The 26,683-nt window shown below is 64.2% G+C and carries 20 protein-coding genes, 2 tRNA genes and 1 rRNA gene; 9 read left to right on the plus strand and 14 right to left on the minus strand.

Annotated elements, in window-relative coordinates:
- Positions 1 to 11: 11 nt before the first annotated feature.
- From OIU93_RS03030 to OIU93_RS03045, 4 genes are read right to left on the minus strand one after another with little or no spacing between them, the layout of a single operon-like run.
- The gene (locus OIU93_RS03030; protein WP_264268566.1) at positions 12 to 824 is read right to left on the minus strand and encodes a 3-methyl-2-oxobutanoate hydroxymethyltransferase; all 813 of its coding nucleotides are present in this window, start codon (positions 822 to 824) and stop codon (positions 12 to 14) included.
- Complete coding sequence (locus OIU93_RS03035; protein ID WP_264268567.1) at positions 821 to 1,303, minus strand: hypothetical protein; 483 nt, start codon at positions 1,301 to 1,303, stop codon at positions 821 to 823. The genes OIU93_RS03030 and OIU93_RS03035 overlap by 4 nt, the downstream gene beginning before the upstream one ends.
- A 2-nt stretch (positions 1,304 to 1,305) precedes the next feature.
- Positions 1,306 to 2,607: an aromatic ring-hydroxylating dioxygenase subunit alpha gene (locus OIU93_RS03040; RefSeq protein WP_264268568.1), complete on the minus strand. Its 1,302-nt coding sequence runs from the start codon at positions 2,605 to 2,607 to the stop codon at positions 1,306 to 1,308.
- Between the two features lie 16 nt (positions 2,608 to 2,623).
- The gene (locus OIU93_RS03045; RefSeq protein ID WP_264268569.1) at positions 2,624 to 2,950 is read right to left on the minus strand and encodes a 2Fe-2S iron-sulfur cluster-binding protein; all 327 of its coding nucleotides are present in this window, start codon (positions 2,948 to 2,950) and stop codon (positions 2,624 to 2,626) included.
- A gap of 233 nt (positions 2,951 to 3,183) precedes the next feature.
- Here OIU93_RS03045 and OIU93_RS03050 point away from each other — a divergent pair, with 233 nt between their 5' ends.
- Positions 3,184 to 3,921, plus strand: coding sequence for a class II aldolase/adducin family protein (locus OIU93_RS03050; RefSeq protein ID WP_264268570.1), 738 nt, complete (start codon positions 3,184 to 3,186; stop codon positions 3,919 to 3,921).
- A 769-nt stretch (positions 3,922 to 4,690) separates the two neighbouring features.
- On the opposite strand, the gene OIU93_RS03055 is transcribed toward OIU93_RS03050, so the two are convergent.
- Positions 4,691 to 4,767 (minus strand) — tRNA-Thr (locus OIU93_RS03055).
- Positions 4,768 to 4,940: 173 nt separating this feature from the next.
- Positions 4,941 to 5,804 (minus strand): DsbA family protein, encoded by an 864-nt coding sequence (locus OIU93_RS03060; RefSeq protein ID WP_264268571.1) that lies wholly within the window; start codon positions 5,802 to 5,804, stop codon positions 4,941 to 4,943.
- 152 nt (positions 5,805 to 5,956) lie between these two features.
- On the opposite strand from OIU93_RS03060, the gene OIU93_RS03065 reads away from it, so the two are divergent.
- The 5 genes from OIU93_RS03065 (at position 5,957) to OIU93_RS03085 (ending at position 12,720) form a co-directional block, all read left to right on the plus strand.
- Positions 5,957 to 7,432, plus strand: a complete 1,476-nt coding sequence (locus OIU93_RS03065) for a trehalose-6-phosphate synthase (RefSeq protein ID WP_264268572.1) — start codon at positions 5,957 to 5,959, stop codon at positions 7,430 to 7,432.
- 162 nt (positions 7,433 to 7,594) lie between these two features.
- Entirely contained in the window at positions 7,595 to 8,377 is a 783-nt protein-coding gene (gene otsB, locus OIU93_RS03070; protein ID WP_264268573.1) for a trehalose-phosphatase, read from the plus strand.
- A gap of 56 nt (positions 8,378 to 8,433) precedes the next feature.
- Entirely contained in the window at positions 8,434 to 9,558 is a 1,125-nt protein-coding gene (locus OIU93_RS03075) for an ABC transporter ATP-binding protein (RefSeq protein WP_264268574.1), read from the plus strand.
- 138 nt (positions 9,559 to 9,696) lie between these two features.
- Positions 9,697 to 11,028 (plus strand): DUF4032 domain-containing protein, encoded by a 1,332-nt coding sequence (locus OIU93_RS03080; protein WP_264268575.1) that lies wholly within the window; start codon positions 9,697 to 9,699, stop codon positions 11,026 to 11,028.
- Positions 11,029 to 11,313: 285 nt separating this feature from the next.
- Complete coding sequence (locus OIU93_RS03085; RefSeq protein ID WP_264268576.1) at positions 11,314 to 12,720, plus strand: DUF4041 domain-containing protein; 1,407 nt, start codon at positions 11,314 to 11,316, stop codon at positions 12,718 to 12,720.
- Between the two features lie 353 nt (positions 12,721 to 13,073).
- On the opposite strand, the gene OIU93_RS03090 is transcribed toward OIU93_RS03085, so the two are convergent.
- The 4 genes from OIU93_RS03090 to OIU93_RS03105 form a co-directional block, all read right to left on the minus strand.
- Entirely contained in the window at positions 13,074 to 14,981 is a 1,908-nt protein-coding gene (locus OIU93_RS03090) for a glycoside hydrolase family 13 protein (RefSeq protein ID WP_264268577.1), read from the minus strand.
- A 5-nt stretch (positions 14,982 to 14,986) separates the two neighbouring features.
- Positions 14,987 to 15,913, minus strand: a complete 927-nt coding sequence (locus OIU93_RS03095) for a sugar ABC transporter permease (protein WP_264268578.1) — start codon at positions 15,911 to 15,913, stop codon at positions 14,987 to 14,989.
- Positions 15,913 to 17,526: an ABC transporter permease subunit gene (locus OIU93_RS03100; RefSeq protein WP_264268579.1), complete on the minus strand. Its 1,614-nt coding sequence runs from the start codon at positions 17,524 to 17,526 to the stop codon at positions 15,913 to 15,915. The genes OIU93_RS03095 and OIU93_RS03100 overlap by 1 nt, the downstream gene beginning before the upstream one ends.
- Positions 17,527 to 17,670: 144 nt before the next feature.
- Entirely contained in the window at positions 17,671 to 18,990 is a 1,320-nt protein-coding gene (locus tag OIU93_RS03105) for a maltose ABC transporter substrate-binding protein (RefSeq protein WP_264268580.1), read from the minus strand.
- 278 nt (positions 18,991 to 19,268) lie between these two features.
- On the opposite strand from OIU93_RS03105, the gene OIU93_RS03110 reads away from it, so the two are divergent.
- The 3 genes from OIU93_RS03110 to OIU93_RS03120 are packed head-to-tail and all read left to right on the plus strand — an operon-like array spanning position 19,269 to position 23,915.
- A complete protein-coding gene (locus tag OIU93_RS03110) occupies positions 19,269 to 21,020 on the plus strand; it encodes a glycoside hydrolase family 13 protein (protein ID WP_264268581.1) in 1,752 nt (583 codons plus the stop codon).
- Between the two features lie 55 nt (positions 21,021 to 21,075).
- A complete protein-coding gene (locus OIU93_RS03115; protein ID WP_264268582.1) occupies positions 21,076 to 22,107 on the plus strand; it encodes a LacI family DNA-binding transcriptional regulator in 1,032 nt (343 codons plus the stop codon).
- A 53-nt stretch (positions 22,108 to 22,160) separates the two neighbouring features.
- A complete protein-coding gene (locus OIU93_RS03120; RefSeq protein WP_264268583.1) occupies positions 22,161 to 23,915 on the plus strand; it encodes a glycoside hydrolase family 13 protein in 1,755 nt (584 codons plus the stop codon).
- A 302-nt stretch (positions 23,916 to 24,217) separates the two neighbouring features.
- Here the strand turns inward: OIU93_RS03120 and OIU93_RS03125 are convergent.
- The 4 genes from OIU93_RS03125 to rrf form a co-directional block, all read right to left on the minus strand.
- A tRNA-Pro gene (locus tag OIU93_RS03125) sits at positions 24,218 to 24,294 on the minus strand.
- Positions 24,295 to 24,365: 71 nt separating this feature from the next.
- Positions 24,366 to 25,748: an FAD-binding oxidoreductase gene (locus tag OIU93_RS03130; protein WP_264268584.1), complete on the minus strand. Its 1,383-nt coding sequence runs from the start codon at positions 25,746 to 25,748 to the stop codon at positions 24,366 to 24,368.
- 69 nt (positions 25,749 to 25,817) lie between these two features.
- Positions 25,818 to 26,318: an SRPBCC domain-containing protein gene (locus OIU93_RS03135; RefSeq protein ID WP_264268585.1), complete on the minus strand. Its 501-nt coding sequence runs from the start codon at positions 26,316 to 26,318 to the stop codon at positions 25,818 to 25,820.
- Between the two features lie 247 nt (positions 26,319 to 26,565).
- Positions 26,566 to 26,682, minus strand: a 5S ribosomal RNA gene (gene rrf / locus OIU93_RS03140).
- Position 26,683: the final 1 nt, after the last annotated feature.

Below are 26,683 nucleotides of genomic sequence, written 5' to 3' on the forward strand. Positions count from 1 at the left end.
TCCTCTGGTTGTCAACTTGCACCGGGGACCTTGATGCCGCCACGGATCTGGCGTCCCGCGCGGATGTCCTCTGCGCAGGCAGCAAGTCCGTCGTACGCGATGCGAGCGACGTTCGCGTACGTGTCCGGCTCGGCATCAAGCCATTTATCGTTGTATCCGAGCGCCGCCGTGGCCATGCGGATCCTGCCGTCCAGCCAGGGTCCTCCGCCGAAGCCGCCGAGCACGGGGATCGAGACCGCCTGGGCCACGGCCGGTCCCACGACCGACCCGGAGTTCGTGAAGTTAAGCAGCACGGCGCCGGCCGACTCCAACCGCTTGGCTTCGGCGACGAGCTCCTCCGTCAACTCGTCAGGCACCTGGACGGTGTGGGCGCTCGAGTAGTCGAGACCGTACTTCAGCGAGGTCTGGGGCGTGATCCCGAACTGCGCGAAGACAGGGATTCCCGCTCGCGTGAGCGCTTCGACCTCCTCCGGGAAGTCGGCGGCGCCGTCGAGTTTGACGAGGTCGATCCCCGCCTCCTTCACCAAGCGGATTGCGGCGGGCAGCGCACCGCCGGACTGCAACGGACCGAAGGGGAAGTCGCAGCTCAGGAGCGCGTTCGTCACGCCTCGGCGCACCGCCTTCGCGACTACGAGTAGCTCGTCGAATGTGATCTCCAGCGGATTCGGCTGACCCCACAAGTTGACGCCGACCGTGTCGCCGATCGAGATGATGTCGGCGCCGACTCGATCGGCTATGCGCGCCATCTGGAAATCCCAGCAGACAAAGCAGACTGATTTCTCACCCGCATGCTTCATCGCCTGAAGCTGAGGAATCGTTCTCATGCCCTGATCCCCTTCAGTAACTCGAAGAGGTCTTCCTCGTCCGCGGGAACCAGCAGGATGCGGGCATATGGACGAAGCGCGCTCAATGCATCGCCTCCGAGCGCGCCCGCGTCCAGCAGGAGCAGACCCGCGGTCATGATCGACCGTTCGCGACAGGCGACTCCCACTGCCGCGGCGGCATTCGAGACGATCGAATTCGTCGCGACCATGATGACGGAGTCGGAGTGCTCGATCTCCATCGCCATCGGGCGCCGCTCGCCATCGAGGGTTATGAGCTCCTCGCCGGAGTCCGACGTCGTATAGAACTGTGCCTTTCCCCAAGGTCCGTCGGAGACCGACCGCACGGTCTTCGCCGCCGTTTCATCGAATGCGACCACGCGGGTCGAGCGGGCGTATGCCAGCGGATAGTCAATGCGGTACGCGGCCTCTTCCGCCGTGGCCGCACGAGCACAGGCGCTGACCGAGATCGGTGTAGTCATGATCATACCGTGGTCTGCCGGACGCCTGCGCGCGCCTCGAACCCGTCTCCGATACCTTCGACGAACGGTTGGTCCGCCGGAAGTACGATCGCCACGGAACGGATGTTCTGGTGCTCGGGAACGTTGCCCATCGGCTCGGTGCCGTGATCACGCAGCGCCTCAACGGCACGACGCAGCTTCTGACGAGCCTTGATAATTCCGGCGTCGGTCGCGACGAGCCGCTCCTTCGTGCGATCGACTGTCGGACCCATGCTCTCCTGCAGGGAAGAATCCTGAATTGCGATGCCCTCGACGCCTGAGAACAATTCACCCGTCTTCTGCTTATCGCGATTGATCAGGTAGTCGTTGTCCTTGTTAGCCTCGGGACGATACGTGCCGGGGATGTTCTTGCTGTGCACACCCGCTCCGGCCTTCATCGCCGCGACCTCCGCTTCCGTGAGGTCTCGCGTAGGGTGATAGTCGAAGCTCCAGGCCCAGCAGTTTTCGTCGTCGATCGGCACCCAGAAGTGACCGTGCACCGGGTGATCGCCACGTGGTGGCACCAGGGTGAAGTTGGGCAGCACCCAGGGGGTGACTCGCCAATAGTAGTGGTCCTCCTCCGCATTGCGGCGTGCGCCGATCAGCAGTCCTCCCTCGTTCTCGACGACTTCGAAGGAGGGCTTCACGTCGCCCTTGTTGTATTGATTACCCTTCGCCCCTGCGAACAACGGGTCGGCCTCAAGCCCGGCACCCGTCGGTCCACCGCCGTGGAGCCACGTCACATGGCTGGAGTCGATCCCACCCTCGAGCGCTTGGAGCCAGTTGCTCTCCTGGAGTCGCTTCGAGGTGAAGGTCTGTCCCGAAGGGACTGTCGCGAACTCCCAAGTCGGAAGCGGCGGCTGCATCTTGGGTTCCCCAAGGTAGGCCCACAGAAGGTCACCCACCTTGACCAGCGGGTAAGAGCGGAGCTTGACGTTCTTGCAGAACTCGGAGTTGTTGAGCTCGCTGGGTACCTCGATCGCCTGTCCATCGGCGTTGTACTTCCAGCCGTGGTAGGGACAACGGATACCGCCGTTCTCAACACGACCAAAGAACATCGACACGCCGCGATGCGCGCAGAACTCGTCCATGAGTCCGTATTCGCCCTCAGGCGTGCGAACGGCGATGAGCCGCTCCGAGAGAATCTTCACTCGCACGGGTGGGCACCCGTCCTCAGGCAGCTCATCAGTATGCAGGACCGGCTGCCAGTAGCGCCGGAACAACTTGCCCATGGGGGTCTCTGGGCCGGTCTGCGTGAGCAGGTCATTTATATCTGGACGCAACATCGTTATCCCTTTTCTCTCAGTGCCATGCTTCAGGGCGCGGCTCGACGACGAGTTCGTCGAGCTCGTCAGTGATGGAGATCTGGCAACCGAGACGGCTCGCCTCCGTGTAGTCCGACACCCCGAGGTCGAGAAGGTCAGCTTCCATCTCGCCAGGACCGCCGACTCGCTCGCGGAATTCGTCATTGACCCACACATGGCACGTGGCACAGGACATCTGTCCTCCGCATTCGCCAACGATTCCGGGGACTCCAGAGCGCACAGCCGCGCTCATCACGTTCTCACCGATCGTCGCATCGACCACATGCTTTTCATTGCCGTTCCCGACATACACAACCTTGGGCATTTAAGGCTCCTCCGATATAACTAATGGCCTGACCAATATACCTCAGGTTGAGGACCTGTCAAGAGAATTCCGCTGGCGCCCCCGCCATTCGCCCACTTTCGCGCTCTCGGGCTATGCTGGCTGGCGACGGCCAAAGGTCGAAACCCCCAGGGGCAATATGTGCGCCACCAACGGGCGCAGTGCGGCCCGGCTTCGAAGGCGGACCGCAGATCCAACGGATGAGAAGGAAGAGCATGCTCAACAGCTTCGAAGAAGAGCGGTCACTCCTCGCTGACGCATGCCGTGTACTCGCCAACCGCGGCCTCGCCGACGGGATCCTCGGACACATCAGCTTGCGCATCAACGACGAGAGTCTCCTTGTGCGCTGCCGGGGTCCGCGCGAACGAGGTCTCGGCTACACCGAGGCCGAAGACATCCGCCTCGTCCGGTTCGACGGCACCGAGGCCGCACCGGGCGAGCTGGACGGTTGGTCCGTGCCGAACGAGCTGCCGCTGCACACAGCGGCGCTCAGGGCCCGCGACGACGTCGCGGCGGTCGTGCACGCGCACCCGCCGCGCATCGTCGCAGCCGACCTTGCCGGCATTGCGATCCGCCCAATCGTCGGCGCATTCGACATCCCCGGCACTAGGCTCGCGGCAGGAGGCATACCGGTGTATCCACGGGGCGTGCTCGTACGAGATCACTCGCTCGCGGCCGAGATGGTTGCCGCAATGCAGGGACGTCCCGTCCTCGTGCTCAGGGCGCATGGCATCACCAGCGTGGCACTCACCGTGGAGCAGGCCGTGCTCCAGGCGATCAGTGTCGACACGATCGCGGGCCTCTCGATGGACATCCTCTCCGCCGGGGGCACGCTAAGCGATCTCTCCGACGAGGACATGGCCGAACTGCCCGACCTCGGAGCGGGTTTCAACACGGGCACGGCGTGGCGTCACGAGATGGCGCGAATCGATGGTGTCCGTGCCTCCCACTAACACCCGATCATCGCCGTCCCGGCGCAGGTGGAGTGAACTGGAGAATCCGGTTGCCGACATGGGATCCACCATTCGCCGCTAGCAGCGCCGCCAAATAGCCCTCAAAAAACAAGGATTCTCTATCGAAATTTCCTTATAACCGCCTTGCGTCTACGGCCTGCCACGTTAAGTTCAAGTTCACGCGCCTAGGTAACCCTGCTGCGCTTGGTTGGGGCATGATTGCTGAAATCGTCTTGGTTGGTCGCCGATAACCGCACATACGTTTTGGAGTGACTGGATCCCGACCCATGCCACTCCGATCGTTGCTGGAGTGCCATGACGAAGTCCAAGAGTCCAAACATCATTTTGAAGGTCACGACTGCGAATGGTGTTGTCCGCTACGTCTGCGAGACTGCCGACATCATGCTGACGGCACCTTGGCAGGGCGGCGTGGAAGCGCACGAATCGCTTCGATTCCATCATCGTCGTAGAGCCGATGCGATTGGGTTTCCACGAGGGCTCAGAGATGGTGTGGGGGCAAGTGCTTTCAAGGCATCCTGTGCGCAGCATCGAGCCAGCTGGCAAAGGCAATCTTCTGGACGTTTGGCTCCGGGGCCGCACCCTATGAGCTGAATTGATGTTGCCCATGGAAGCCATGAACATCCATTTTTGTTTCGCCCGAGGCTCCAAGTGGAGGCAATGTGGAGGATTCCCCAATTCGGACTACTTTTGAACATGAAAAATCCCCGTGGTTCTGGGCTGTTTTACCGCGGAACCACGGGGATTTCAGTGGAGCCCCCTGCCGGATTCGAACCGGCGACCCTCGCTTTACAAGAGCGATGCTCTGGCCAACTGAGCTAAGGAGGCAAACTGCCCGGGTCCGATAAATCATGACCCAAGTGCAGGAACTAGCGTAGCCGACAATGCCCCTCAGCAGGAAACGGGATGCCGACCGCCCATCGAACCGGTGCCCGGGGTTGGGCGGTTCACCAGCATGTGGTCAACTGTCCAACCCCGGCAAAGGTCCGGTGTATGGCTTTTTACTTGTTGGCAGCGATTGCCGCGTTGACGACGGAAACGAAGTCCGGCTCGGCGTTCGCATCCCAGTACTTGCCCTGGATGAAGACGCTCGGGGTTCCGCCGATGGAATCCACGCGGGAAGCCTCGTCGGTGAACTTCACGAACGAACGGAAGGTCCCGTCTTCGATGCAGCTGGAGACATCCGCGCCGTTGTCCTTGGCGAGCTGGGCCAGTTCCGCATTCTTCATTTCACCCTGTGCATGGTGGGCGAACAGGCCCTTGGCGAACGGCAGGTACGAGGCCGGGGCCTGGTCCGCTACGCAGGCAAGCGCGTTGGCGCCACGTGAAGAGTAGTTGGTCGGCGATCCGCCATCGAGGTATGCCACGTTGCGGTACTCGACCTGCACGTCGCCGGCTGCAAGCCAGGTGCTGATCTGGTCGGCATACTGCTCTTCGAAGCTGGCACAGTGCACGCAGTTAACGTCCACGTAGATCAACAAGTTGACCGGCTCGCCCTTGGGAGCGGCTTCCGCATCGCGCGGCGCAGGAGCCTTCGCCTCGGTCGGCTTGGCGCCGGCCTTGGTGACGTCCACCGTCAAACCGGAGGTGTCGGCCACGGTCGTATCCGAGGTGAGCGTAATGCCACCGGCTTCATTGCCGCCCTTGGGCACGGCACCGGAATTGGCCACCTTGCCAGCGTTGTTCTGCAGGACGATGCCAACGATCAACGCAATCACGGCGAGCACGGCCACCAGCACGCCAAGTTTGATAAACAGTGACTTGCGCTTGTCAGCGGCTTCCCGGGCGACACGCATGGACTGTGCCTGCTCTCGCGCGCTTGCTGTCCGTTCGGCCTTGCTCGGCCGCTGGCTATTGGATGCCATAGGTCAAAACGTCCTTTAAGTTTGGTTTGGTACTCCCCCGACCCAACCAGTTTAGGGTAAGTCGGCGGCGTAGCTTAGCGCCATGGTGTCGCTTACATCACGAGCTTCCCCTAAGCTCAACATTAATCTTGAGCAAGAAATGGAGGGTCAACATGCAAGCGGATTTCGAAATTGAACATGCATCCGGTAGCGACAAACCAAGCTACGACTTCATCGTGGTGGCCAATCGACTGCCGGTGGACCGCGTACAGGGCGAGGACGGCGAGCTGTCGTGGCGGCGTTCCCCCGGGGGGCTGGTGACTGCAATTGCTCCGGTCATGCAGGAATCAGACGGAGCCTGGGTTGGCTGGCACGGAGCCACCGACGAAGAACTGGAACCCTTTGAAAACGACGGAATCCACTTGATCCCCGTTCCGCTTGAAGAGTGCGACCTGGAGTTGTATTACGAGGGGTTCTCCAACTCAACGCTCTGGCCGCTGTACCACGATGTCATCGTGCCCCCTGAATTCCACCGTACGTGGTGGGACAACTACAAGAAGGTCAACAAGCGCTTCGCCGAAGCCACTGCAAGCGTCGCCAAGCCGGGCGCCACGGTATGGGTACAGGATTACCAATTGCAGCTGGTGCCCAAGCTACTGCGTGAGGCCCGTCCGGACTTGCGCATCGGGTTCTTCAACCACATTCCTTTCCCGTCCCCCGGAATCTTCTCCCAACTGCCCTGGCGCAGGCAGATCCTCGAGGGTCTGGCAGGAGCCGACGTGGTGGGCTTCCAACGGACCGCCGATGCCAGCAACTTCCTGCGCTGCATGCGCCGCTTCACCGACCGCACCGTCAAGGGCTCCTTGGCGATCCCGCCGGCATCGCCCGGGGAGAGCGGATCCACCGGCAACATCTGTCGTGCCGAAGCTCACCCCATCTCCATCGACACCCAGCAGGTAGCCGAGCTGGCGCACGATCCCGAGATCATGGCCCGGGCAAAACAGATCCGACAGGAACTGGGCAACCCGAAGACCATCATGCTGGGCGTTGACCGGCTCGACTACACCAAGGGCATCCGACACCGGCTCAAGGCCTATGGTGAGCTTTTGGCCGACGGAGAGATCCACGTCGGCGAGGCCTGCATGGTGCAGGTCGCGAGTCCCAGCCGCGAGAATGTCGAGCGCTACCAGCAGCTCAAGGACCAGGTTGAGCTCATGGTCGGCAACCTCAACGGCGAGCACGACACCATGGAACACACAGCAATCCGTTACCTGCACCATTCCTACCCGCTGCGGGAAATGATTGCCCTCTACCTGGCGGCGGACATCATGCTGGTGACCTCGCTGCGTGACGGAATGAACTTGGTGGCCAAGGAATTCGTGGCTGCACACACCGATGACACCGGGATGCTGGTGCTTTCCGAATTCACCGGTGCCGCCGACCAACTCACCCAGGCCGTCCTGGTGAACCCCCACGACATCGACGGGATGAAATCCGGGATCATGCGCGCGTTGCGCATGGATCCGCAGGACTCGGCCCGGCGGATGCGACGCATGCGTCGTCATCTGCGCGACCACGATGTGGCCACGTGGTCCCAGACGTTCCTTTCCTCGCTGGCCCAGCCTTTGCCGGTTGACACCCTGGTCTAGGCCGATTCGTGTTGCGGCGCGGATGCAAAGGGGGAAGATCGTCCCCCTTTGCATCCGCGCATGACATTTTGATGTTTGGTCTAGGGTCGAGCCGGTGACCTGCCTTGACCCAAGTTTCCGCTTTTACCCGCCCCGAACGCCTGAAGGATCCACCGGACACCCATGAGCCCCATTTCCCCTGACCTCGCCGATGCCATTGAAGCCCTGGTCGACACCCCAATCCTGCTCGTAGCCGTGGACTTCGACGGAACCATGGCCCCTTTGGTGGACCGTCCCGAGGACGCGCGCCCGTTGCCGGCAGCTTCCGAGGCACTGGCCAACCTGGCCGCCCTGGAAAACACCGTGACCGCCGTGATCTCGGGCCGCGACTTGGCAGCGCTGAGGACCGTCGGCAACCCGCCCGAACAAACACTGCTGGTGGGCAGCCACGGCACTGAGCGCTGGGCACCTGCCGCCTTTGACGCCGAAGACGAACACATCGACCTCAGTCCCGCACAGACCTCGGCGCTGGCCAAGGCCACCGAAATCCTTGTAGCCGTCTCCTCTGCCCACCAGGGAACCACGCTTGAATACAAGCCCGCCTCGATCGTTCTGCATGTGCGGCAGGCCGACCCGGAAGTAGCGGCCAGGGCGTTGCGGGCCGCCCACGAGCAATTGGACGACATCGAGAACCTGCAGGCGTTGGACGGCAAGGCCGTGCTGGAAGCCAGCGTGCTGGTGGGCACCAAGGGAGACGGGCTGAATTGGTTGCGCGAGGTAGCCGACGCCTCCACCGTACTCTTCGCCGGTGACGACGTCACTGACGAGGATGCCTTTGCCGTACTTCGCCCGGGGGACATTGGGGTAAAAATCGGCTCCGGAAATACCAAGGCACAATTCCGCCTTAATGGGCCAGGGGAATTGCCAGCCCTTTTGGAATTGGTACTCGATATGAGAAGCTTGTGATTCCATTCACTACGGACCGTCGGGCACGTACCTGCCCGTGAAAGGATCGCTGCCTCATGGCATCAGTAACTTTTGACCAGGCCACCCGCATTTACCCCGGAGCCACCACGCCTTCCGTGGACAAGATCTCCCTGGAAATCGCCGATGGCGAATTCCTGGTCCTTGTTGGCCCCTCGGGTTGCGGAAAATCCACCACGCTGCGCATGCTCGCAGGCCTTGAGGACGTGAACTCCGGACGAATCCTCATTGGCGACCGCGACGTCACCAACGTCCCGCCCAAGGACCGCGACATCGCCATGGTTTTCCAGAACTACGCGCTTTACCCGCACATGAGCGTCGCCGACAACATGGGTTTCGCCCTGAAAATTGCCGGAATCGACAAAGAAGAGCGTGCCCGCCGCGTTCAGGAAGCAGCCAAGCTGCTTGACCTCGAGGACTACTTGGACCGCAAGCCCAAGGCGCTCTCCGGCGGCCAACGCCAGCGCGTGGCCATGGGGCGCGCCATCGTCCGCTCCCCGCAGGTCTTCCTCATGGATGAGCCCTTGTCCAACTTGGATGCCAAGCTCCGCGTGCAGACCCGCACGCAGATCGCCTCGCTGACCCGTCGTCTGGGCGTCACCACCGTGTACGTGACCCATGACCAGGTCGAGGCACTGACCATGGGCGACCGCGTTGCGGTACTCAAGGACGGCTTGCTGCAGCAGGTCGGCACCCCGCGCGAACTGTACGACCGCCCGTCCAACGTCTTCGTGGCCGGCTTCATCGGCTCGCCTGCCATGAATCTGCTGGAGCTTCCGGTGGCCGATGGTGGCGTAGCCTTCGGAGGGTCCATCTACCCGGTGGCCTCGTCGACGCTGGAGGCGGCAACCGGCAACTCGGTCACCCTGGGCGTACGGCCCGAGGACCTGGACCAGGTCTCCGAGAACGAGGGACTTGCCGTCGGGGTCGACGTGGTCGAGGAGCTCGGCGCCGATGCCTACGTCTACGGCCACACCACCGTGGGCGGCACCGAATACCAGATGGTGGTGCGTGTCGACGGTCGCAAGCCTCCGTTCAAGGGCGAAACGATCCACGTTGCGCCGAAGATCGGACACGTGCACCTCTTTGACACCGCGTCCGGCGAGCGCCTGGCCGAGCCGTCCCGGAACGGTGCACACGCACAGGTTTCCTCCGAGGCCTAGGGACTTGCAAGTTATCGTGTGATTGCACGATAACTGCCCATGGCGGCCGTATTCAGCCCGGTGCTGGGTGCGGCCGCCTTCGCATTTCCGCTTTCCACACTTCCCCTCATCACCGCACCAAGGGACGGCACACACGCCATGATTCGCCACACCGCCAGCTGGCGCGACGAGCCCACCAACCATGCCCAGAACGGCAAGTTGCCGCGTGATTCCGCCCCTGCCGCTCCCCCGCCCGTTGCCGGTTCGCTGTCAATCACCGCGGCCACCGCCGATCCGGGCCTGCTGAACCTGCCGTGGCAAATCCCGCTGGAGGACTGGCCGAGCGACACGCTGGCCCCGTTGCCGCGCGGCATCTCCCGGCATGTGGTGCGCTTCGCCCTGATGGGCAAGGCAGTCATCGCCATCAAGGAAACCGGTGAGCACGTGGCCCGGCACGAATACCATATGCTGCGCAAGCTGCGCCGCCTGGCCGCGCCCTGCGTGGAGCCGGTCGCGGTGATCACCGGGCGCACCGACACCGAGGGCAACGACCTTGACCCGGTGTTGGTTACCCGGCACCTGAAATACTCGCTCCCGTACCGCGCACTGTTCTCCCAGAAGCTGCGCCGCGACACCTTGACCCGGCTCATTGATGCCCAGGCGCTGCTGCTGGTGCGCCTGCACCTGATTGGCTTCTACTGGGGCGATGTGTCGCTGTCAAACACGTTGTTCCGGCGCGATGCGGAGTCCTTCGCCGCGTACCTGGTGGATGCCGAGACCGGCGAGCTATACCCCGAGCTATCCTCCGGCCAGCGCGAATACGACCTGGAAATCGCCCGGGTGAACATTGCCGGTGAGCTCATGGACCTGATGGAAGCCGGACTCATCGAGGACACCGTGGACCCGGTGGCCACGAGCGAGGACATCCTGCACGCCTACCGTGGACTCTGGGCCGAGCTCAACGACAAGGAATCCTTTGACCTCTCCGAACGCTGGCGGGTCGATGAACGCATCCGCAGGCTCAATGAACTCGGCTTCGACGTGGAGGAGATCAGCCTCAAGACATCCCCCGACGGCGGCCAGCTGCTCATCCAGCCCAAGGTCGTGGACGCCGGGCACCACACCCGTCGGCTTCTGCGCCTGACCGGCTTGGATGTGGAAGAAGGCCAGGCCCGCAGGCTGCTCAACGACCTGGATGCCTTCCGAGCCAAGAAGCATCCTGACGCGGATGAGGAAATCGCCGCGGCCCGTTGGGTCACCGACGTTTTTGACAGGATTACCGGGGCCATCCCCCGCGAATTCCACGGCAAGCTGGAACCCGCCCAGATCGTGCACGAGGTCCTCGAGCACCGCTGGTACATTTCCGAGGCACGCGGTTCCAACGTTCCGATGGAGGAAGCCGTCGCGTCCTACGTGGATGCCGTGCTGCGCCACCGCAGGGACGAGGCCCGGCTGGTGTATGGCCCGGAAGAGCAGTCGACGACCACGTAGCCTGCCACAACGCCGGAACATTGAGACATCCAGAATTGGGAATAGGGCGATAAATCAACCAGTACACTTTTCTCCCAGGTGAGGCCAGTGAACCCCAATGTTTCACACCCGCGAGACAATGCGTTGGTGTCGGCGGCGACTGCTACGGTTTGAGCATTGTCACTCAACCTTGGGGGAACCGTGTCCAACTTTTCATCTATGCCGCCGCCGCATCCAGTCAATCGGGAAAAGAAGCCCGGTGGCTTCAGCAAGCACATCATGTGGTTTTGCATCAGCCTGCTTCTAATGGTCGTGGTGCCAAATGGATTCAATCTCATCCCCGCAGTGGGCGCCATCTGGGTGTTCGTTGATTTGCTGAGGCAGTACAAGAAAGCGTTCGGCACGGCTGCAGAGGACGCCGCTACGAGCGCGGAAACCTCCTATCGCACCAGCATGGGCGCCCCTCCGGTACCGGCAAGAGGCCTGAAGCTTTACGCCGACGAGGTGTACCTGGCGAACACGCAGATGCTCGATGCCTTGAACCGCATTGGCGCGATGGACACCCTCGACAGGGAAGCCCACGACTCCGAGCTGACGCAGAGCATCGCCGCGGCGCAACGGGAGCTTGCCGCCGCCAACATGGAACTCGCGGCAGTCCGAGGCGAGGTCCTCGACGTCCGCCAAGTTGCCGACCGGCACAACGTCGGATTTTACGACTACGAACATCCCGCCGAAACCTCTGTGAAGCTCGCCAACGATCTGGCCACGGTCCGTGACCAGATCAAGGCCCGATTGCGAGAAAAGATCGCGGTCACCACCGTCTCCGGATTCACGTTCAACAACTCCGAAAAGGAAGGCAAGAAGTTCGTCCGCGATCTCTCCGCCCTCCTGCTGCGTGCATACAACGCCGAGGCCGAGAACTGCGTCAAGACCGTCAAGGCCGGCAACCTCCACACTGCCCAGGCCCGCCTTGAAAAGGCCCGCGAGCAGATCGCAAAACGCGGCACCATGATCGGGCTGCAGGTCACGAATGCCTACCACCAGCTACGTGTCTTGGAGCTCGAACTCGCGGCCCGCCACCTGCAGGCGCTGGCCATCCAGAAACAGCTCGAGGCGGAAGCCCGCGCCGAGGCTCGCGAAGCCGCCAAGGCACAGCGCGAATGGGAAGCGCTGAAAGCCAAGCAGCAAAAGGAAGTCACCCACTACGCCACCGTGCTGGCGCAGCTCCAGGAAGCCGGCGACATTGACGGCGTCCAACGGGTTCAGACCCAACTGGACGAGGCCGAAGCCAAGCTCGCCGACGCCGAGGACAATGCCCTGAACACCCGCGCCGGCTATGTGTACGTCATCTCGAATCTCGGTTCGTTCGGCGAGGGGGTCATCAAGATCGGCATGACCCGCCGGCTCAATCCCATGGAACGCGTCCGGGAGCTGGGCGACGCCTCCGTCCCGTTCCTCTTCGACGTGCATGCCCTGTTCTTCTCCAAGGACGCCGTGGGCATCGAGACCATGCTCCACCAGCAGTTCGCCCCACAACGCGTGAACCTGGTGAACCTTCGCCGAGAGTATTTCTACGCAACGCCGGTACAGGTACGCGAAGCCCTGCTGGAGCACCACGTGGAGCTTGTCGAGTACCAGGAAGATGCACCCGCGGACGAGTTCAGCGCTTCCAAGGAACTCCGCGCGGCAAAGCAATACGCAGGCGCCCGATAGGCCGCGGCTTGCGTGTGTGCCTGGCCATCTTCAGCCGGGCCACACGCAAGGCCGGACCATATATGCCTTTGGCTACTATTTGCATCGGTTCGCGCCCACTGGCATCAAAAGCGAACTTTCAAATCCGCCATCGACATAGGCTGATACCCAGAGGTCGACCCCGCATCCGCTTTGCCACAAGGCATCAAGAAACCGACACGGGCGGCCGAGAACCGATGCGAAGGGAAACGATTCCGGCGTTGAAGTGGCTTGGACTCAGCGGAGAACATGCCACGGGCGAAGGGCCAATGTGGACAGGCGTTCCCGCGCGCAGGAAACTGTTGGTCTTTGTTCCGGGATTCGGCTCCCGCGCGCTAATTCCACGCTCCACATGCGGCGGCCAAGTGGAACGAGGCTCCGGGACCTGTCGCGCGGACCAGCAGCTCCCCCGTCTTGTCCACCACCAGTCCGGGTGAAACCCCCACCGTGGCGAGGGCACTTTCTGGCTCGCCGACCAGGCGGACTGCATTGCCCAACTTGGTTTCCGTGACCGGGCCCCGGGCCAACACGCACAACACCGACCCGGTTTCGTGCTCCCGGATATAGGCCAGGAGGTTCCCCTCGGCAATGATCCAGCGCAAGGATCCGTCCACGAGGGACCGGTGATTGGTGCGCAGTGCCGCCAGTTCCGCGTACAGCGGCCGCAGGTCCTTGCCCCACTTTTCGGGTTGGCCCCAGGGCATGGGAGTTCGGGAGTCCTCGCCGTTGAAACCGTGCAGCCCGAACTCGTCCCCGGCAAACACCAGTGGGATTCCCGGGAACGTGAATTGCGCGCAGGCGGCGATCTCCTGGCCACCGTCGATCATGTGGCTGGCGGCACGGGCGGTGTCGTGGGTGTCCAAGGCATTGGCGTTGGCAAGCCGCACCTCCCAGCTGAATCCCGCCGACATTTCCCGGTGCGTCGCCACGAAGTCGGCAGCGTCGATGCGCGCCGGCCCCGGTTGCGGCAAGCCGAAGAACCACTTGAACGCCTCGGGGTCCGGATCCTTGGCCAGCCATTGCCACAGCGGCCGGGTGAAATTGCTGTAGCTCACCACTCCCTGCCAGCCGTCCCCCGGCACATCGTGCGCCGCGTCGGAGGTTGATTCGGCCAGCAGCATGGCCCCGGGCTTCACTTCCTCGATGCGTTCACGCAGCATCCGGGCGACTTCGTGGTTCAGGTCATCGCTCCCGCGCCGCCCGGTCATGTTGCCCACGTCGATGCGCCAGCCATCGAGGTTGAACGGCTCCTTGAGCCAGCGCACTGCCACCGAGTCCTCGGCAAGGATGAATCGCTCGCGCAGCGCGGCGGAATTCCAATTCAGCTTCGGCAGCGAGGGCACGCCCAGCCACGCCTCGTAGTCGCTGTTGTCCTCGTTGAAGTAGTAGTACTCCCCCGTGGACGCCCCGGGATTCCGGTGGGCATCAACGAACCAGTGGTGCCCGGCCCCGGTGTGGTTGGTGGTCAGGTCGCCGACCACGCGCAGGCCAAGGGCATGGGCGGCCTTGACCAGCGAAACCAGGGCAGCATCCCCGCCGAGCAATGGGTCGACCTCGTCAAAGGAAGAGGCATCGTAGCGGTGGTTGGAGGAAGCGGGGAAGACCGGGGTCAGGTAGAGCACCGTCGCCCCCAATGAAACCAGGTGATCGAGCTTGTCTTGGATCCCCGGAAGGTCGCCGCCATAGAATTGCCGTGACGTATCGGCACCACTTCCCTGCACTTCGGTGTCCCAGTCGCAGCCGACCATCCATCCCGCTTTTGGCTTTTCGGCACCGGAGTTCGCGAACCTGTCGGGGAAGACCTGGTACATGACCGATTCCTCGATCCAATCCGGGGTCCCGCGCCCGGCATGGACCCTGAAGTCAAAGGCGTCGGGCACATCGCGTCGGTGCAGGCCCGCAGCGTTGAGCCAACGGTAGTGATGAGCGCCTTCGGTGTCCCGGTATTGCAGGTACCAGCGGTAGCGCTGCACCGGATTCACCATCGACAGCGTGGCCTCGAAGAAGACCTGGGTGGCGCCACCGCACACCTCGCCCGCCGGTTCAAGGTGGGGTTCCCCGTCGCGCAGGCTGCGCAGCCACACGGACACAGGGGTCGCGGCGCCCTCCGGCACCAGCAGGCGCAGCCTCAGCACGTCCCCGAGGCTGAGCACGCTCGGCCCCGTTACGTACGCGGGCGATCCGTCGTGGTGGGGCTGCAGTGACAACGTCGAGTCGATGGCGTGCATCCGGCTGCCGGGCATGGGCGCTATCCCTTGACGCCGCCGGCGGTCAGGCCGGAGGTGATGTAGCGCTGCAGGAAGAGGAAGAGGGTCATCACCGGGACCGCGGCAATCACGGCGCCGGCGGCGAAGACACCCCAGTTCTCGCTGCGCTGCTGGGCCACGTAGGAGTACAGGCCAACCGCCAGGGTCTGTGATTCGGGGTCGGTGAGCACCACCGAGGCGATCACGAACTCGGAGGAGATCCCGATGAAGGCCAGCAGGCCCACGACCGCAAGGATCGGAGTGACCAGGGGCATGATGATCCTGAAGAACACCTGCACATGGCTGGCCCCGTCGATGCGCGCGGATTCGTCAAGCGACATCGGCACGGTGTTGAAGAAGCCGTACATCAGGTAGGTGTTCACGCCCAGCGCACCGCCGAGGTACACCATGATCAACCCGAGCTGGGAGCCCAGCCCGAGGGCCGGGATGATGTCGCCAATGAAGTTCAGCAGCAGGAAGATCGCCACCACCGTGAGCAGCTGCGGGAACATCTGCAGCAGCAACAGCGTCAGCAGGCCGAAGCGGCGGCCGGAGAAGCGCATGCGCGAAAACGCGTAGGCGGCCAGCGCCCCGAGGAACACCGTGGCAGCAGAGGTGACCAGGCCGATGACCAAGGTGTTGACGAACCAGCGGCCAAAGGGCCGTTCCTGGTTGGCAAAGAGCGCCTCGAAGTTGCCCCAGCCGAACTCGGTGAACATCGTGCTGGCCCCTGCCATGGTGCCGGTGGGGTTCAGCGCCGCGGAGAGCACATAGAGCAGCGGGAAGATGGAGAAGGCCGTGGCGGCGATGGCCACCAGGTGGCGCCAGCCCTTTGACTTGAACCATTGCCCCAATGTGGGCTTGTTTGCCGTGGCCGGCGGGGGCAGGGTTTCGAGCACCGGGGTGTGCGGTGCGGTCGCGGTGCTCATTAGTTCAGTTCCTCCAGGGCCTTGGTCTTCTTGAAGCTCAGCGCGGACACCACGGCGACGATGATGAAGATCAGGATGGCCAGCGCGCTGGCCAGTCCGTAGTCGCGGCCGGTGCCGGTGCCGAAGGCGATCTTGTACACCATGGTGATCAGGATGTCGGTGGAGCCGATGTCAAAGGTGGTGCCTTCAAAGCGCGGCCCGCCGCCGGTGAGCATGTAGATGACGTTGAAGTTGTTGAAGTTGAAGGCGAAGGAGGAGATCAACAGCGGCGCGAGTGAGACCAGCAGCAGCGGCAGCTTGATGGCGGTAAAGATTTTCCACACGCTGGCCCCGTCCATGCGGGCGGCCTCGTCGACCTCCTCGGGCAGCGACTGCAGGGCGCCGGTGCAGACCAGGAACATGTAGGGGTAGCCCAGCCAGAGATTGACCATCAGCACCGAGATCTTGGCCAGCACCGGATCGGTGAGCCAGGGGATGTCCGCCCCGCCGAGCAGCGCGTTGTTGATGAACCCAAATTCCGGGTTCAGGAGGCCCGACCAGACCAGGCCGGAAAGGAAGGCGGGGAACGCGTAGGGCAGGATCATCAGGATCCGGTAGATTTTCTGCCCCTTCAAATCCGCCCGGTTGAAGGTGATGGCCAGGAACAGTCCCAGGGCGAACGTGGTCGCCACCGAGAGGATGGCGAAGGCGAAGGTCCACGCGATCACCTGCAGCAGCGGGCCCTGGAGATTCGGGTCGGTGAACGCGCGCTGGAAGTTGTCCAGTCCCACATTGACCTTCCAGCCGGTGTTCAGCGCAGTGCCGTCCTCGGCCACGAAGGAACCGCGGCCGTTGTCCGCGTAGCTGGCCCCGGTGGCGGTGTCGGTGAACGTGTCGGCGTTCGCGTCGTACTTGAGCTTGGGCGTGTACACGTAGGAGGTGGAGCCGTCGGCGGTCTTCAGCGCCCCTTCCTCGGGGTTCTCGCTGATCGGCACCGTGAGGGCGGTGATCTCCTGCTGGTGGGCCAGCAGGGTCGCGAAGTCAAGGGTCGTGTAGCCCTCCACGCCGGTCGCGGCACCCGTGGGGCCGGTGGCGGAAGGTGTCACTGTTTCCAGGGGCTTGCCTGCCGAGCCGATTCTTGCCTCGCCCTCCGGCGTGGTGACCAACAGGAAGTAGCTGCCACCCTTTTCCAGGACGGAGGTGGGGAATTGCGGGGAATCCGGGACGCGCTCGGAGGCCGAGAGCTGGATGGAGGCAATCGCGTCGGCCTTGGTCGAGTTGTGCCCGTCGCCGTAGTTGGTGAAGGCGATGTAGGTGGAGAAGATCATCACGAAGACCTGGAAGACCAGCAGGAAGATGATGCCCGGTGCCAGGTACTTGGCCGGCAGTCCCCCACGGCGCAGGTAGATCCAGTTGATCACCAGCGTGGTGAGCAGGGAAATCCCGAAGATCATCCATTCGGCGCTGAGTGCCAGCTGGAAGAGGATGAAGGCTGCCACTGCATCCGTGATGCCCAGCAGGATGATCTTGGCGAGGATGCCGCCGAGGGAATCGGGGCCCCGGCCTGCGGAACGCGGCCGCTTTCCGTGTCGCCGCGGCGGCGCCACGCTGGGCTTTTCTTCGATTTCAACCATGGGGTCCAACATCTTTCCTCGTGCGATCGACCGCCGACCGGCGATGGGTGTCGGGCCGCTGGCCCGGATCCGGCTGCGTGAAACCGGTGGTGCGCGTGCAGAACGCACCACCGGTTCCCCGCAGCCGGAGCTTGCTTCCGTCGGCTACTTGCCGCCGGAAATCTTCTTCTCGATGTTGGCCGTCATCTTCGACCAGGCCGCGGCCGGGTCGGCTTCCTTGCCCTTGATCAGGTTCAATTCGGTACCGCCCCAGTCGGCCCAGACGGCGTCCATGGCGGGAACCGCGGGCATCGGCACGCCGTTGGCGCCGATCTCGCCGAAGGCCTTGACCACCGGGTCGCTGGCGGCCTTCTCGAAGGACGCGGTCAGCGCCGGCGGGCGGCCGCCGACCTTGAACAGCTCGTCCTGCGCGTCGGGCTGCGAGAGGTAGTTGACCACGAATTCATTGGCAGCCAGGGCATTCTTCGACTTCGCGGAGATGAAGAAGCCGTTCACGCCAATGAATGGCTGGGCGGGCTTGTCCCCGGCAGTGGGCAGCGGGTCAACGGCGAACTTGATGCCCTTGGCCTCGATGTCGGGGATGTTCCAGGGGCCGGTGAGGAAGTACGGGGATTCGCCGGCCAGGAACTTCTCCTTGGCGATGTCGCCGGTGATGTTGGAATTCAGGACCTTCGAGCCCTTGTCGCCGAGGTCGGCCAGGAGCTGGGCGAACTTCTTGCCGCCCTCGTTGTCCAGGGCCAGTTCGCTGGCGTCGTAGCTGCCGTCTGCGTTCTGGGCGAAGACCGGTGCCCCGAGGGAGGTCTGCAACGGGTAGAGGTGGTACGGGTCGGCCTGCTTGGGATCGAGTCCGACCAGGAACGGGAACTTGGCATCGCCCGCGGCCACGGCCTTCTTGCCCTCGGCGAGGACGTCGTCCAGGGTGGTCTTTGCCTCGGGAGCCAACGTGGTGTTGCGGACCAAGGCGACGTTCTCAATGGAGTACGGAACGCCGTAGGTCTGCCCGTCGTAGGTCATGGCCTTGATGGAGCTTTCGGCGAAGGTCCCTGCCTTGTCGCCAAGCTGCACCGGGGCAACCACGCCGTTCTGCACCAGCTTTCCCAGCCAGTCGTGCGGGCCGACCATGATGTCCGGGCCCTTGCCGGTGGGTGCCTGGGTGATGAAGTCGTCGCGCACGGCGGCGAAGTCCTTGACGACCAGCTTGACGTCGATGCCCTTTTCGGCCTTGAACTTGGCGGCAATGTCCTTCAGCGCCGGCGAGCGCTCGGCGTCGACCCACAGGGTCAGGCTGGTCCCGGTCGCCGGCACGCTGGCTGCGGCACTGGTGGCCGCCGCACTGCTCGAGGGTGCGGTGGCGGGTGCACCGCCGCCGCAGGCCGTCAGTGCCAGCGCCGAGAGGGCGCCGACCGCACCCAGGGTAAAGGTGCGGCGCGTGAGACGTGCACCGGGTGAGTTGTTTCCCGTCATGGTGGTTCCTCTTTCGAGTGTTGCGCGCCCGATGATCCCATCGGCGCTGGTGTCGTGAGATTTAGTGTAAACGCTTCCACTGCTGTCGTCCAGATCACAATGGAGAAGTTTCCACCAAGCACTCGTCCCCGACAGTCCGGGATGCGCCGAAAACGGCGTCTTTATGCAGAAACGCGACGAAATCGCAACCTTTGACGGGACGCCCCCAAGCCGGAGATTCGAAACGCATGCATGGAAACGCTTCCACTTTTGACAGTTTCGTCGTTATGCTTGAGCGCATGCCCCAGACCGACGAGCACCCAGCGACCCCACCAGCCCATCTGGAGTTCCGGCTCGAGGACGCGACCCACGCGTCTTCGAGCGGCAATGAATGGTGGCGCCGCTCGGTCATTTACCAGATCTACCCCCGCTCGTTCCGCGACACCACGGGCAGCGGAATCGGAGACCTTCCCGGCATCACCGCGGAGCTGCACCACATTGCCTCCCTGGGCGTTGACGCCATCTGGCTTTCCCCGTTCTTCGCCTCCCCGCAAAAGGACGCCGGCTACGACGTCTCCGACTACCGCGCAGTGGACCCGCTCTTCGGAACGCTGGCCGACTTTGACGAGCTGATCGCCGAGGCCAACCGACTCGAGATCAAGATCCTGGTGGACATCGTGCCCAACCACTGCTCCAGCGAACACGCCATGTTCCGCGAGGCGCTGGCCTCCCCCCGGGGATCGGCTGCCCGGGAGCACTTCATCTTCCGGGACGGGCGGGGAAAGGACGGACAGTTGCCTCCCAACAACTGGCAGTCGCACTTCGGCGGTTCAGCCTGGACCCGCGTCCCCGACCCGGACGGTGCCCCCGGGCAGTACTACCTGCACCTCTTTGATCATTCCCAGCCCGACTTCAACTGGGACAATCCGGCGGTGGGCGCCGAGTTCGAATCGATCCTGCGGTTCTGGCTGGACCGCGGCGCCGGCGGGTTCCGCGTGGACGTGGCCCACGCGCTCATCAAGGCCTCCGGGCTGCCGGACTGGCATGGCCGGGCCGACGGCGCCGATTCCCCGGGCTATCCGTTTGCCGACGCCCCGATGTTCGGCCAGCCCGCCGTGCACGATGTCTACCGGCGCTGGCGCTCCATCTGCGACCAGTATCCCGGCGAGCGCGTGCTCTGCGCCGAGGCCAACGTGCACCCCATCGAGGCCATGGCCGATTGGGTGCGCCCGGACGAGATGCACCAGTCCTTCAACTTCCCCTTTCTGCACACCGGTTGGGACGCCGCCGCGCTGAAGGCCATCATCACCCGCTCGCTGAAGGCTTTCGACGCCGTCGGCGCCCCCAGCACCTGGGTGCTGTCCAACCACGACGTGCCCCGCCACGCCACCCGACTGGGCGCCGTCTCCCCGGCTCTGCGCCCCGGCGACGGGCTGGGGCCCGAGGACGTGCAACCGGATCCGGTGCTGGGACTGGCACGCGCACGTGCCGCAACGCTGTTCATGCTGGGGCTTCCCGGAGGCGCGTACATCTACCAGGGCGAGGAACTGGGGCTGGGCGACCACACCCTGCTCCCCCATGAATACCGCCAGGACCCCTCCTACGCGCGTACCAACGGCGAGCGCCTGGGCCGCGACGGCTGCCGGGTCCCGTTGCCCTGGAACGACTCGACCCCGTCCCTGGGCTTTAGCGACGCCGCCGGCTGGCTCCCGCAGCCCGAAGGCTGGGAAACGGTCACCCGGCAGGCACAGGAAGCCGACCCCGACTCCACGCTGCACTTCTACCGCTTGGCCCTGGATCTCCGCCGGACCCACAACTTGGGCCTCGGCAACCTAAACTGGGTGGAGGGAATCGACGGCGCGCAGCTGCTGGGCTTCGGGAATTCCGGGGTGCTGGTCCTGCTGAACCTGGGCACCGCCCCCGTGCCGTTGCCGGCCGGAGAGGTGTTGCTGGCCAGCTCCGCCACCGCGGTTGCCCGCTCAACGGAGGCCGCGTCGGGGCTGGCGCTGAATCCGGATGCGGCCGTGTGGCTGCGCCCGGAGACCGCCTAGCCGCCCCCATTCCGTACCCCAGCACGACCGCCCGAAGACAAGGAAGCCGCACATCATGGCAAGCATCAAGGACGTGGCACTGCGCGCCGGGGTCTCCGTCGCCACGGTCTCCCGCGCCCTGTCCGGAAACGGGAAGGTTTCCGCGGCTTCCCGCGAGGCGGTCGCCAACGCGGCCAAGGACCTGGGCTACGTCCTGTCCTACAACGCCTCTTCGCTGGCCTCGGGACGCAGCCGCAACATCGGGATCGTCATGCCCACGGTCTCGCGCTGGTACTACGCCAATGTGTTGCAGGGCGCCACGCAGGAACTCAACGAGCGCGGCTACGACCTGACCTTGTACAACACCAGCGGCGAGCAACGGCACCGCGATGCGGTGTTCCAGGACCTGCTCATGCGCCAACGCCTCGACGCGGTCATCACCGTGACCCTGAAGCTCACCGATCCCGAGCTGCACCAGCTGCGCTCCGTGGGCAAGCCGCTGGTGGCCCTGGGCGGGCTGCTGCCCGAAGTCCAGACCATCCGGGTCGACGACTTCAACATCGCCTCGCTGGCCACCGAACACCTGGTCTCCCTGGGCCACACCGACATTGCCTTCCTGGGCGGCGCCGACGCGTTCAACGTCGACTTCAAGCTGCCCGGTGCGCGCCTCGACGGGTTCGAATACGCCCTGGACCAGGCGGACATCGCGGTGAACCCGCAGTGGCTGCTGGACGCCGACTTCACCACGGCCGGGGCCTACCAAAAGGTCCGCAGCCTGCTGTCCAACCCCCGCGGCCGGCCCACCGCGTTGCTCTGCGTCTCGGACGAGATGGCATTCGGCGCCATCATGGCCGCCCGCGACCTGGGGCTCTCGCTGCCCGGGGACTTCTCCGTGATCGGCATCGACGGGCACGAGCTCGGCGAGCTCTTCGGGCTGACCACCATTGCCCAGCACCCCGCGGCCCAGGGCGAGGCCGCCGTCGCGCGCATCATGGAACTGCTCGGCGAGGGCGGGGCGGAAGATCCCGCGCAAACCCTGCCTGTGGATGAATTCTTCCCCACGGAATTCGTGCTGCGCACCTCCACCGCTCCACCGGCCGCCGGGTAACCCCGCTGCATCGGCCCCAACGAAAGCACCCTCCAGTAGATAGGCTTGACACCATGTCGCTACCGAAGGACGCGTCTTCAGCGTCGGATGCCCTGAACACCTCCGCCACGCCCTACGCCCTGGGCCCGCTGCTGCACAAACCCGCGGAGGGCGAGCAGTGGTGGCGACGGGCGGTGATCTACCAGATCTACCCGCGTTCCTTCAAGGACTCGACCGGATCGGGCATGGGCGACCTGGCCGGCATCACGGCCGAGCTGCCCAAGATCGCGACCCTGGGCGTGGACGCCATCTGGCTTTCCCCCTTCTTCCCCTCCCCGCAAAAGGACGCCGGCTATGACGTCTCGGATTACCGCGGCGTTGACCCGCTCTTCGGCACCATGGACGACGCCAAGACCCTGATCGACACCGCCAAGTCCTTCGGCATCCGCATCATCATCGACATCGTCCCCAACCACTGCTCCAACGAGCACGCACTGTTCCAGGCAGCCCTGGCCGCCGAGCCCGGATCCCCCGAACGCGCCATGTTCCACTTTGCCGACGGGAAGGGCGAGGGCGGGAACACCCCGCCAAACAACTGGGCTTCGCTCTTCGGCGGCCCCGGATGGACCCGCGTGCCGAACCCCGACGGCACCCCGGGCCAGTACTACTTCCACCTCTTCGACGCCACCCAGCCCGACTTCAACTGGCGCAACCCCGCGGTGCAGGAAGAATTCGAAAAGACCTTGCGCTTCTGGCTTGACGCAGGCGCCGGGGGTTTTCGGATCGACGTTGCCCACGCGATGTTCAAGAAGGAGTCGATGTCCGACTGGGGCGGGGCACCGGACGGCACCCCGCGGCCCGGCTTCCCCTTCGCCGACGCACCCATGTTCGGACAGCCCGAGCTGCACCAGGTCTTCGCGCGCTGGCGGGAAATCTGCGACCAGTACCCCGGGGATCCGGTGCTCTGTTCGGAGGCGAACGTGCGCCCGCTGACCCGGCTGGCCGACTGGGTGGCCCCGGGCCAGATGCACCAGTCGTTCAACTTCGACTACCTGCGCACCCTGTGGGACCGCGACGCCCTGGCCACCGTCATCGGCGATTCGCTGGCCGCCTTCGACACCGTCGGCGCGCCCACCACCTGGGTGCTCTCTAACCACGACGTCTCCCGCCACGCCACCCGCTTCGGACTGGACGGGGTCGCGCTGGACCTGGGCGACGGGATCGGTCCGCGCGACCCGCAGCCTGACACCGTGCTGGGCCTGGCCCGGGCGCGCGCCGCCACGGTGTTCATGCTCGGGCTGCCGGGCGGCGCCTACCTCTACCAGGGCGAGGAACTGGGCCTGGGCGACCACACCACGCTGGCCGACGAGTACCGGCAGGACCCGGGGTTCCTGCGCACCAACGGAGCCAAGACCGGGCGCGACGGCTGTCGCGTGCCGATCCCCTGGGTGCACGACGCACCTGGCTACGGGTTCTCCCCCAGCGGAGAAACCTGGCTGCCGCAACCCGGTGACTGGGCGGAATTCTCCCGTGACGTGCAGGAGAACGACCCCGCATCCACGCTGAACCTGTACCGCAGGGCGCTTTCGCTGCGCAGCGAACTGGGTTTGGGCCTGGGCTCGCTGTCCTTCTACGCCAATCCGGATCTGCCCGAGGTGTTGGCCATCCGCAACGGGGAGACCGTGAGCGTGCTGAACCTTTCCGACGCCCCGGTGCCGCTGCCAGCGGGCGAACCGCTGCTCTTCTCCGACGCCAACGGGGCAGAACTGGCCGCCGAGGGCCTGCTGGGCGCCAACGCGGCGGCCTGGCTGCGGGCCACCGACGGCTAGGTCCGGTTGGCTGCACGCCCCTCGCGGGCCTGCAGTGCTGATTTAAGTGGGGCCCGGCAACTGCTGGGCCCCACTCTTGTGCACAAGATATGAGGCGCCGGGGTCTCTTACGGCCCGAGGGATTCGGGATGGGCCGGCAGGCGCTGCTAAACCGGGCCCTGACATGGCAAAGCCCCGGGTGACACACCCGGGGCAGACACACTTTTTTGCCTATAAGCCCTATAGCCCCCCGCGACTTCGGAATCGGTGGCTTAAATGGGACGAGCCCCGCAGGAAACCGAAGTTTCTTGCGGGGCTCACATTGGTCGGGATAACAGGATTTGAACCTGCGACCTCGTCGTCCCGAACGACGCGCGCTACCAAGCTGCGCCATATCCCGGTGTTGTACCAACGAATAAAAAGTTTACCGACTTTTCACTCGAACGCCTAATCGAGGCAGTGGGCCCTGCATCACAGGATCGCCTTGCCGGGGTTGAGGATGCCCTGCGGGTCGAAGACCGCCTTGATCTTGCGCTGCAGCTCCAGAACTTCCTCGGACTGTTCCCAGACCAGCCAGTCGCGCTTAGCAGTACCCACGCCGTGCTCGCCGGTGATGGTCCCGCCCACCGCCAACGCTGCCCGGATGGATTCCTCCAGGGCCATGTCAAGCCGCGCCACGCCTTCGTCGCCGTCGTCCGGGTCGACCCAGAAGGTGGGGTGCAGGTTGCCGTCCCCGGCATGGGCCACGACGCGAACCATGACTCTGTTCCGTTCGGCGATCCGGTCAAGGGTCCCCATGTAATCCACCATGGCCGACCTGGGCACGGCGACATCCTCACCGACCCGGTATTTGTCGTCCTGCCCGTCCCCGCGGCTGGCTCGTCGCATCTCGATCAGCCGCACCGCTTCTTCGTCACCCGGTGCGCTCACCTGCGCACCAAGGCCTTCGAGGGCCGAGCGCACGATGCCCGCCTCGATCTCGGCGCCATGGCCGTCGGTGCGGATCAACAGCATGGCCCCGCCCCGCGCCCCGAGGTCCGAGCCGTAGGCGGCATCCAGCACGCGCATCGTTCCGAGGTCGATCAACTCCAGGATGGCCGGCTGCACGCGCACCCGCGCGATGGCCACCACGCCGGCGGCCGCCTGGGCGACGTCGGTGAACACCGCGGCGATCGAGCAGGTCTTTTCACTGAGGTAGCGCAGGCGCACGGTGACGGAGACAACAATGCCCAAGGTCCCTTCGGAACCGACAAGCAGCGAGGTCAGGTCGTAGCCTGCAACGCCCTTGAAGGTATTCCGCCCGGTACTGATCAGGGTGCCGTCGGCCAGGACGACGTCCAGGCCAAGCACGGAGTCAGTGGTGACCCCGTACTTGGCGCAGCGCAGCCCGCCGGCGTTGGTCGCCACATTCCCGCCAATCGTGGATTGCTGGTAGCTGGCGGGGTCGGGTGCGTACATGAGCCCGTATTTGGCCACGGACCTGTTCAGCACCGCGTTGATGACACCGGGCTGGACCACTGCCACCTCGTCCTCGGGGCGGACTTCCAGGATCCGGTCCATGCGTTCGAGGGATAGCACGATGCAGCGTGCGGTCGCGTGGGCGCCGCCTGAGACGCCCGTGCCAGCCCCACGGGGGACGACCTTAACTCCAGCCGCTGCGGCCAGGCGCAGGGTCGCCTGGACATCTTCCACGCGCTCTGCAAAGACGACGGCCAAGGGCAGCTGGTGGTCAACGATCTTCCCGAAGTCATGGCTGTGGGACAACAGCATCTTGGGGTCGGTGGTTACAGCTTCCTCACCGATGTGCAGGATCAGATCGTCAATGAGTGCCGAGTCGGCGGTTTCGAGGTTCATGCCACCCTTTCAAGGCGTTTTTGATATGGCTGTGCCGTGAATGGGCTACGGCGGGCATATTCCATGGGCCTAGTGGTCTGGCCTGCTGTTCGCTCCCATGAAGCGAGCGTAGAAATCGAGAATCTCCGGCCACTGCGTGTAGTGCTCGAATTGCTCCTTGCCGATCTGTCCGGAGCTCCACCCTTCATGGGTCAGGATAAGCTCGGTGCCGGACCCCTGCTCATGGAATTCAAGACTCACATGGGTGGGAGGGGCAGTTTCCATGCCCAGTGTAAAGTCCAGAACTATGGTGTGCGGAGCATCAAAATGAACGATCTTGCCCCAGAGATGCTGGTTGCCGTCGTCCGATTCCTCGAGGAGGCTACCCTTTTCAAACGTGACATGGCTGCCCGGCCCGAAGTGAGAGAGCTTCCCTACCGGCCACCACAAGTGTATGTATTCCGAGAAGCCTTCAAAGGCCTGGTCCGCAGACACCGGGACGCTGACCGTGTGCCGGTGCTCCGGCAAGCGGTAATCATCTTGGGAGCCAGAATCGTTGGCTGATGCCGAGTGTGAGAATAGTCCGTCCATGCCTCAACCCTAGCGGCTCTGCATGCGAAGGGAGCTCTCGAGACATCTGCGAGTGGCGCGTTGGTAGCGGAGCCAGACGATCCAAGAAAGGTGCATTTTGGGGGTGTGGTGGGGCTGTGGATGGCCGGGGTGCCTTAACGGGGTGCGGTCCCCGGGGGTGTGTGTCCGGGGGCCGTGGTTTTGGTGGTGTGGTGGTTAAGCATCGAAACCCCCAAGCCGGTGGGGCTTGGGGGTTTCGGGACGTTGTGTCCGGCGGTGACCTACTCTCCCACACCCTCCCGAGTGCAGTACCATCGGCGCAGTGGGTCTTAGCTTCCGGGTTCGGTATGGGACCGGGCGTTTCCCCCACGCTATGACCGCCGTAA

Origin of the sequence: Paeniglutamicibacter sp. ZC-3, assembly GCF_025847175.2 — a bacterium.
Taxonomy (GTDB): domain Bacteria; phylum Actinomycetota; class Actinomycetes; order Actinomycetales; family Micrococcaceae; genus Paeniglutamicibacter; species Paeniglutamicibacter sulfureus.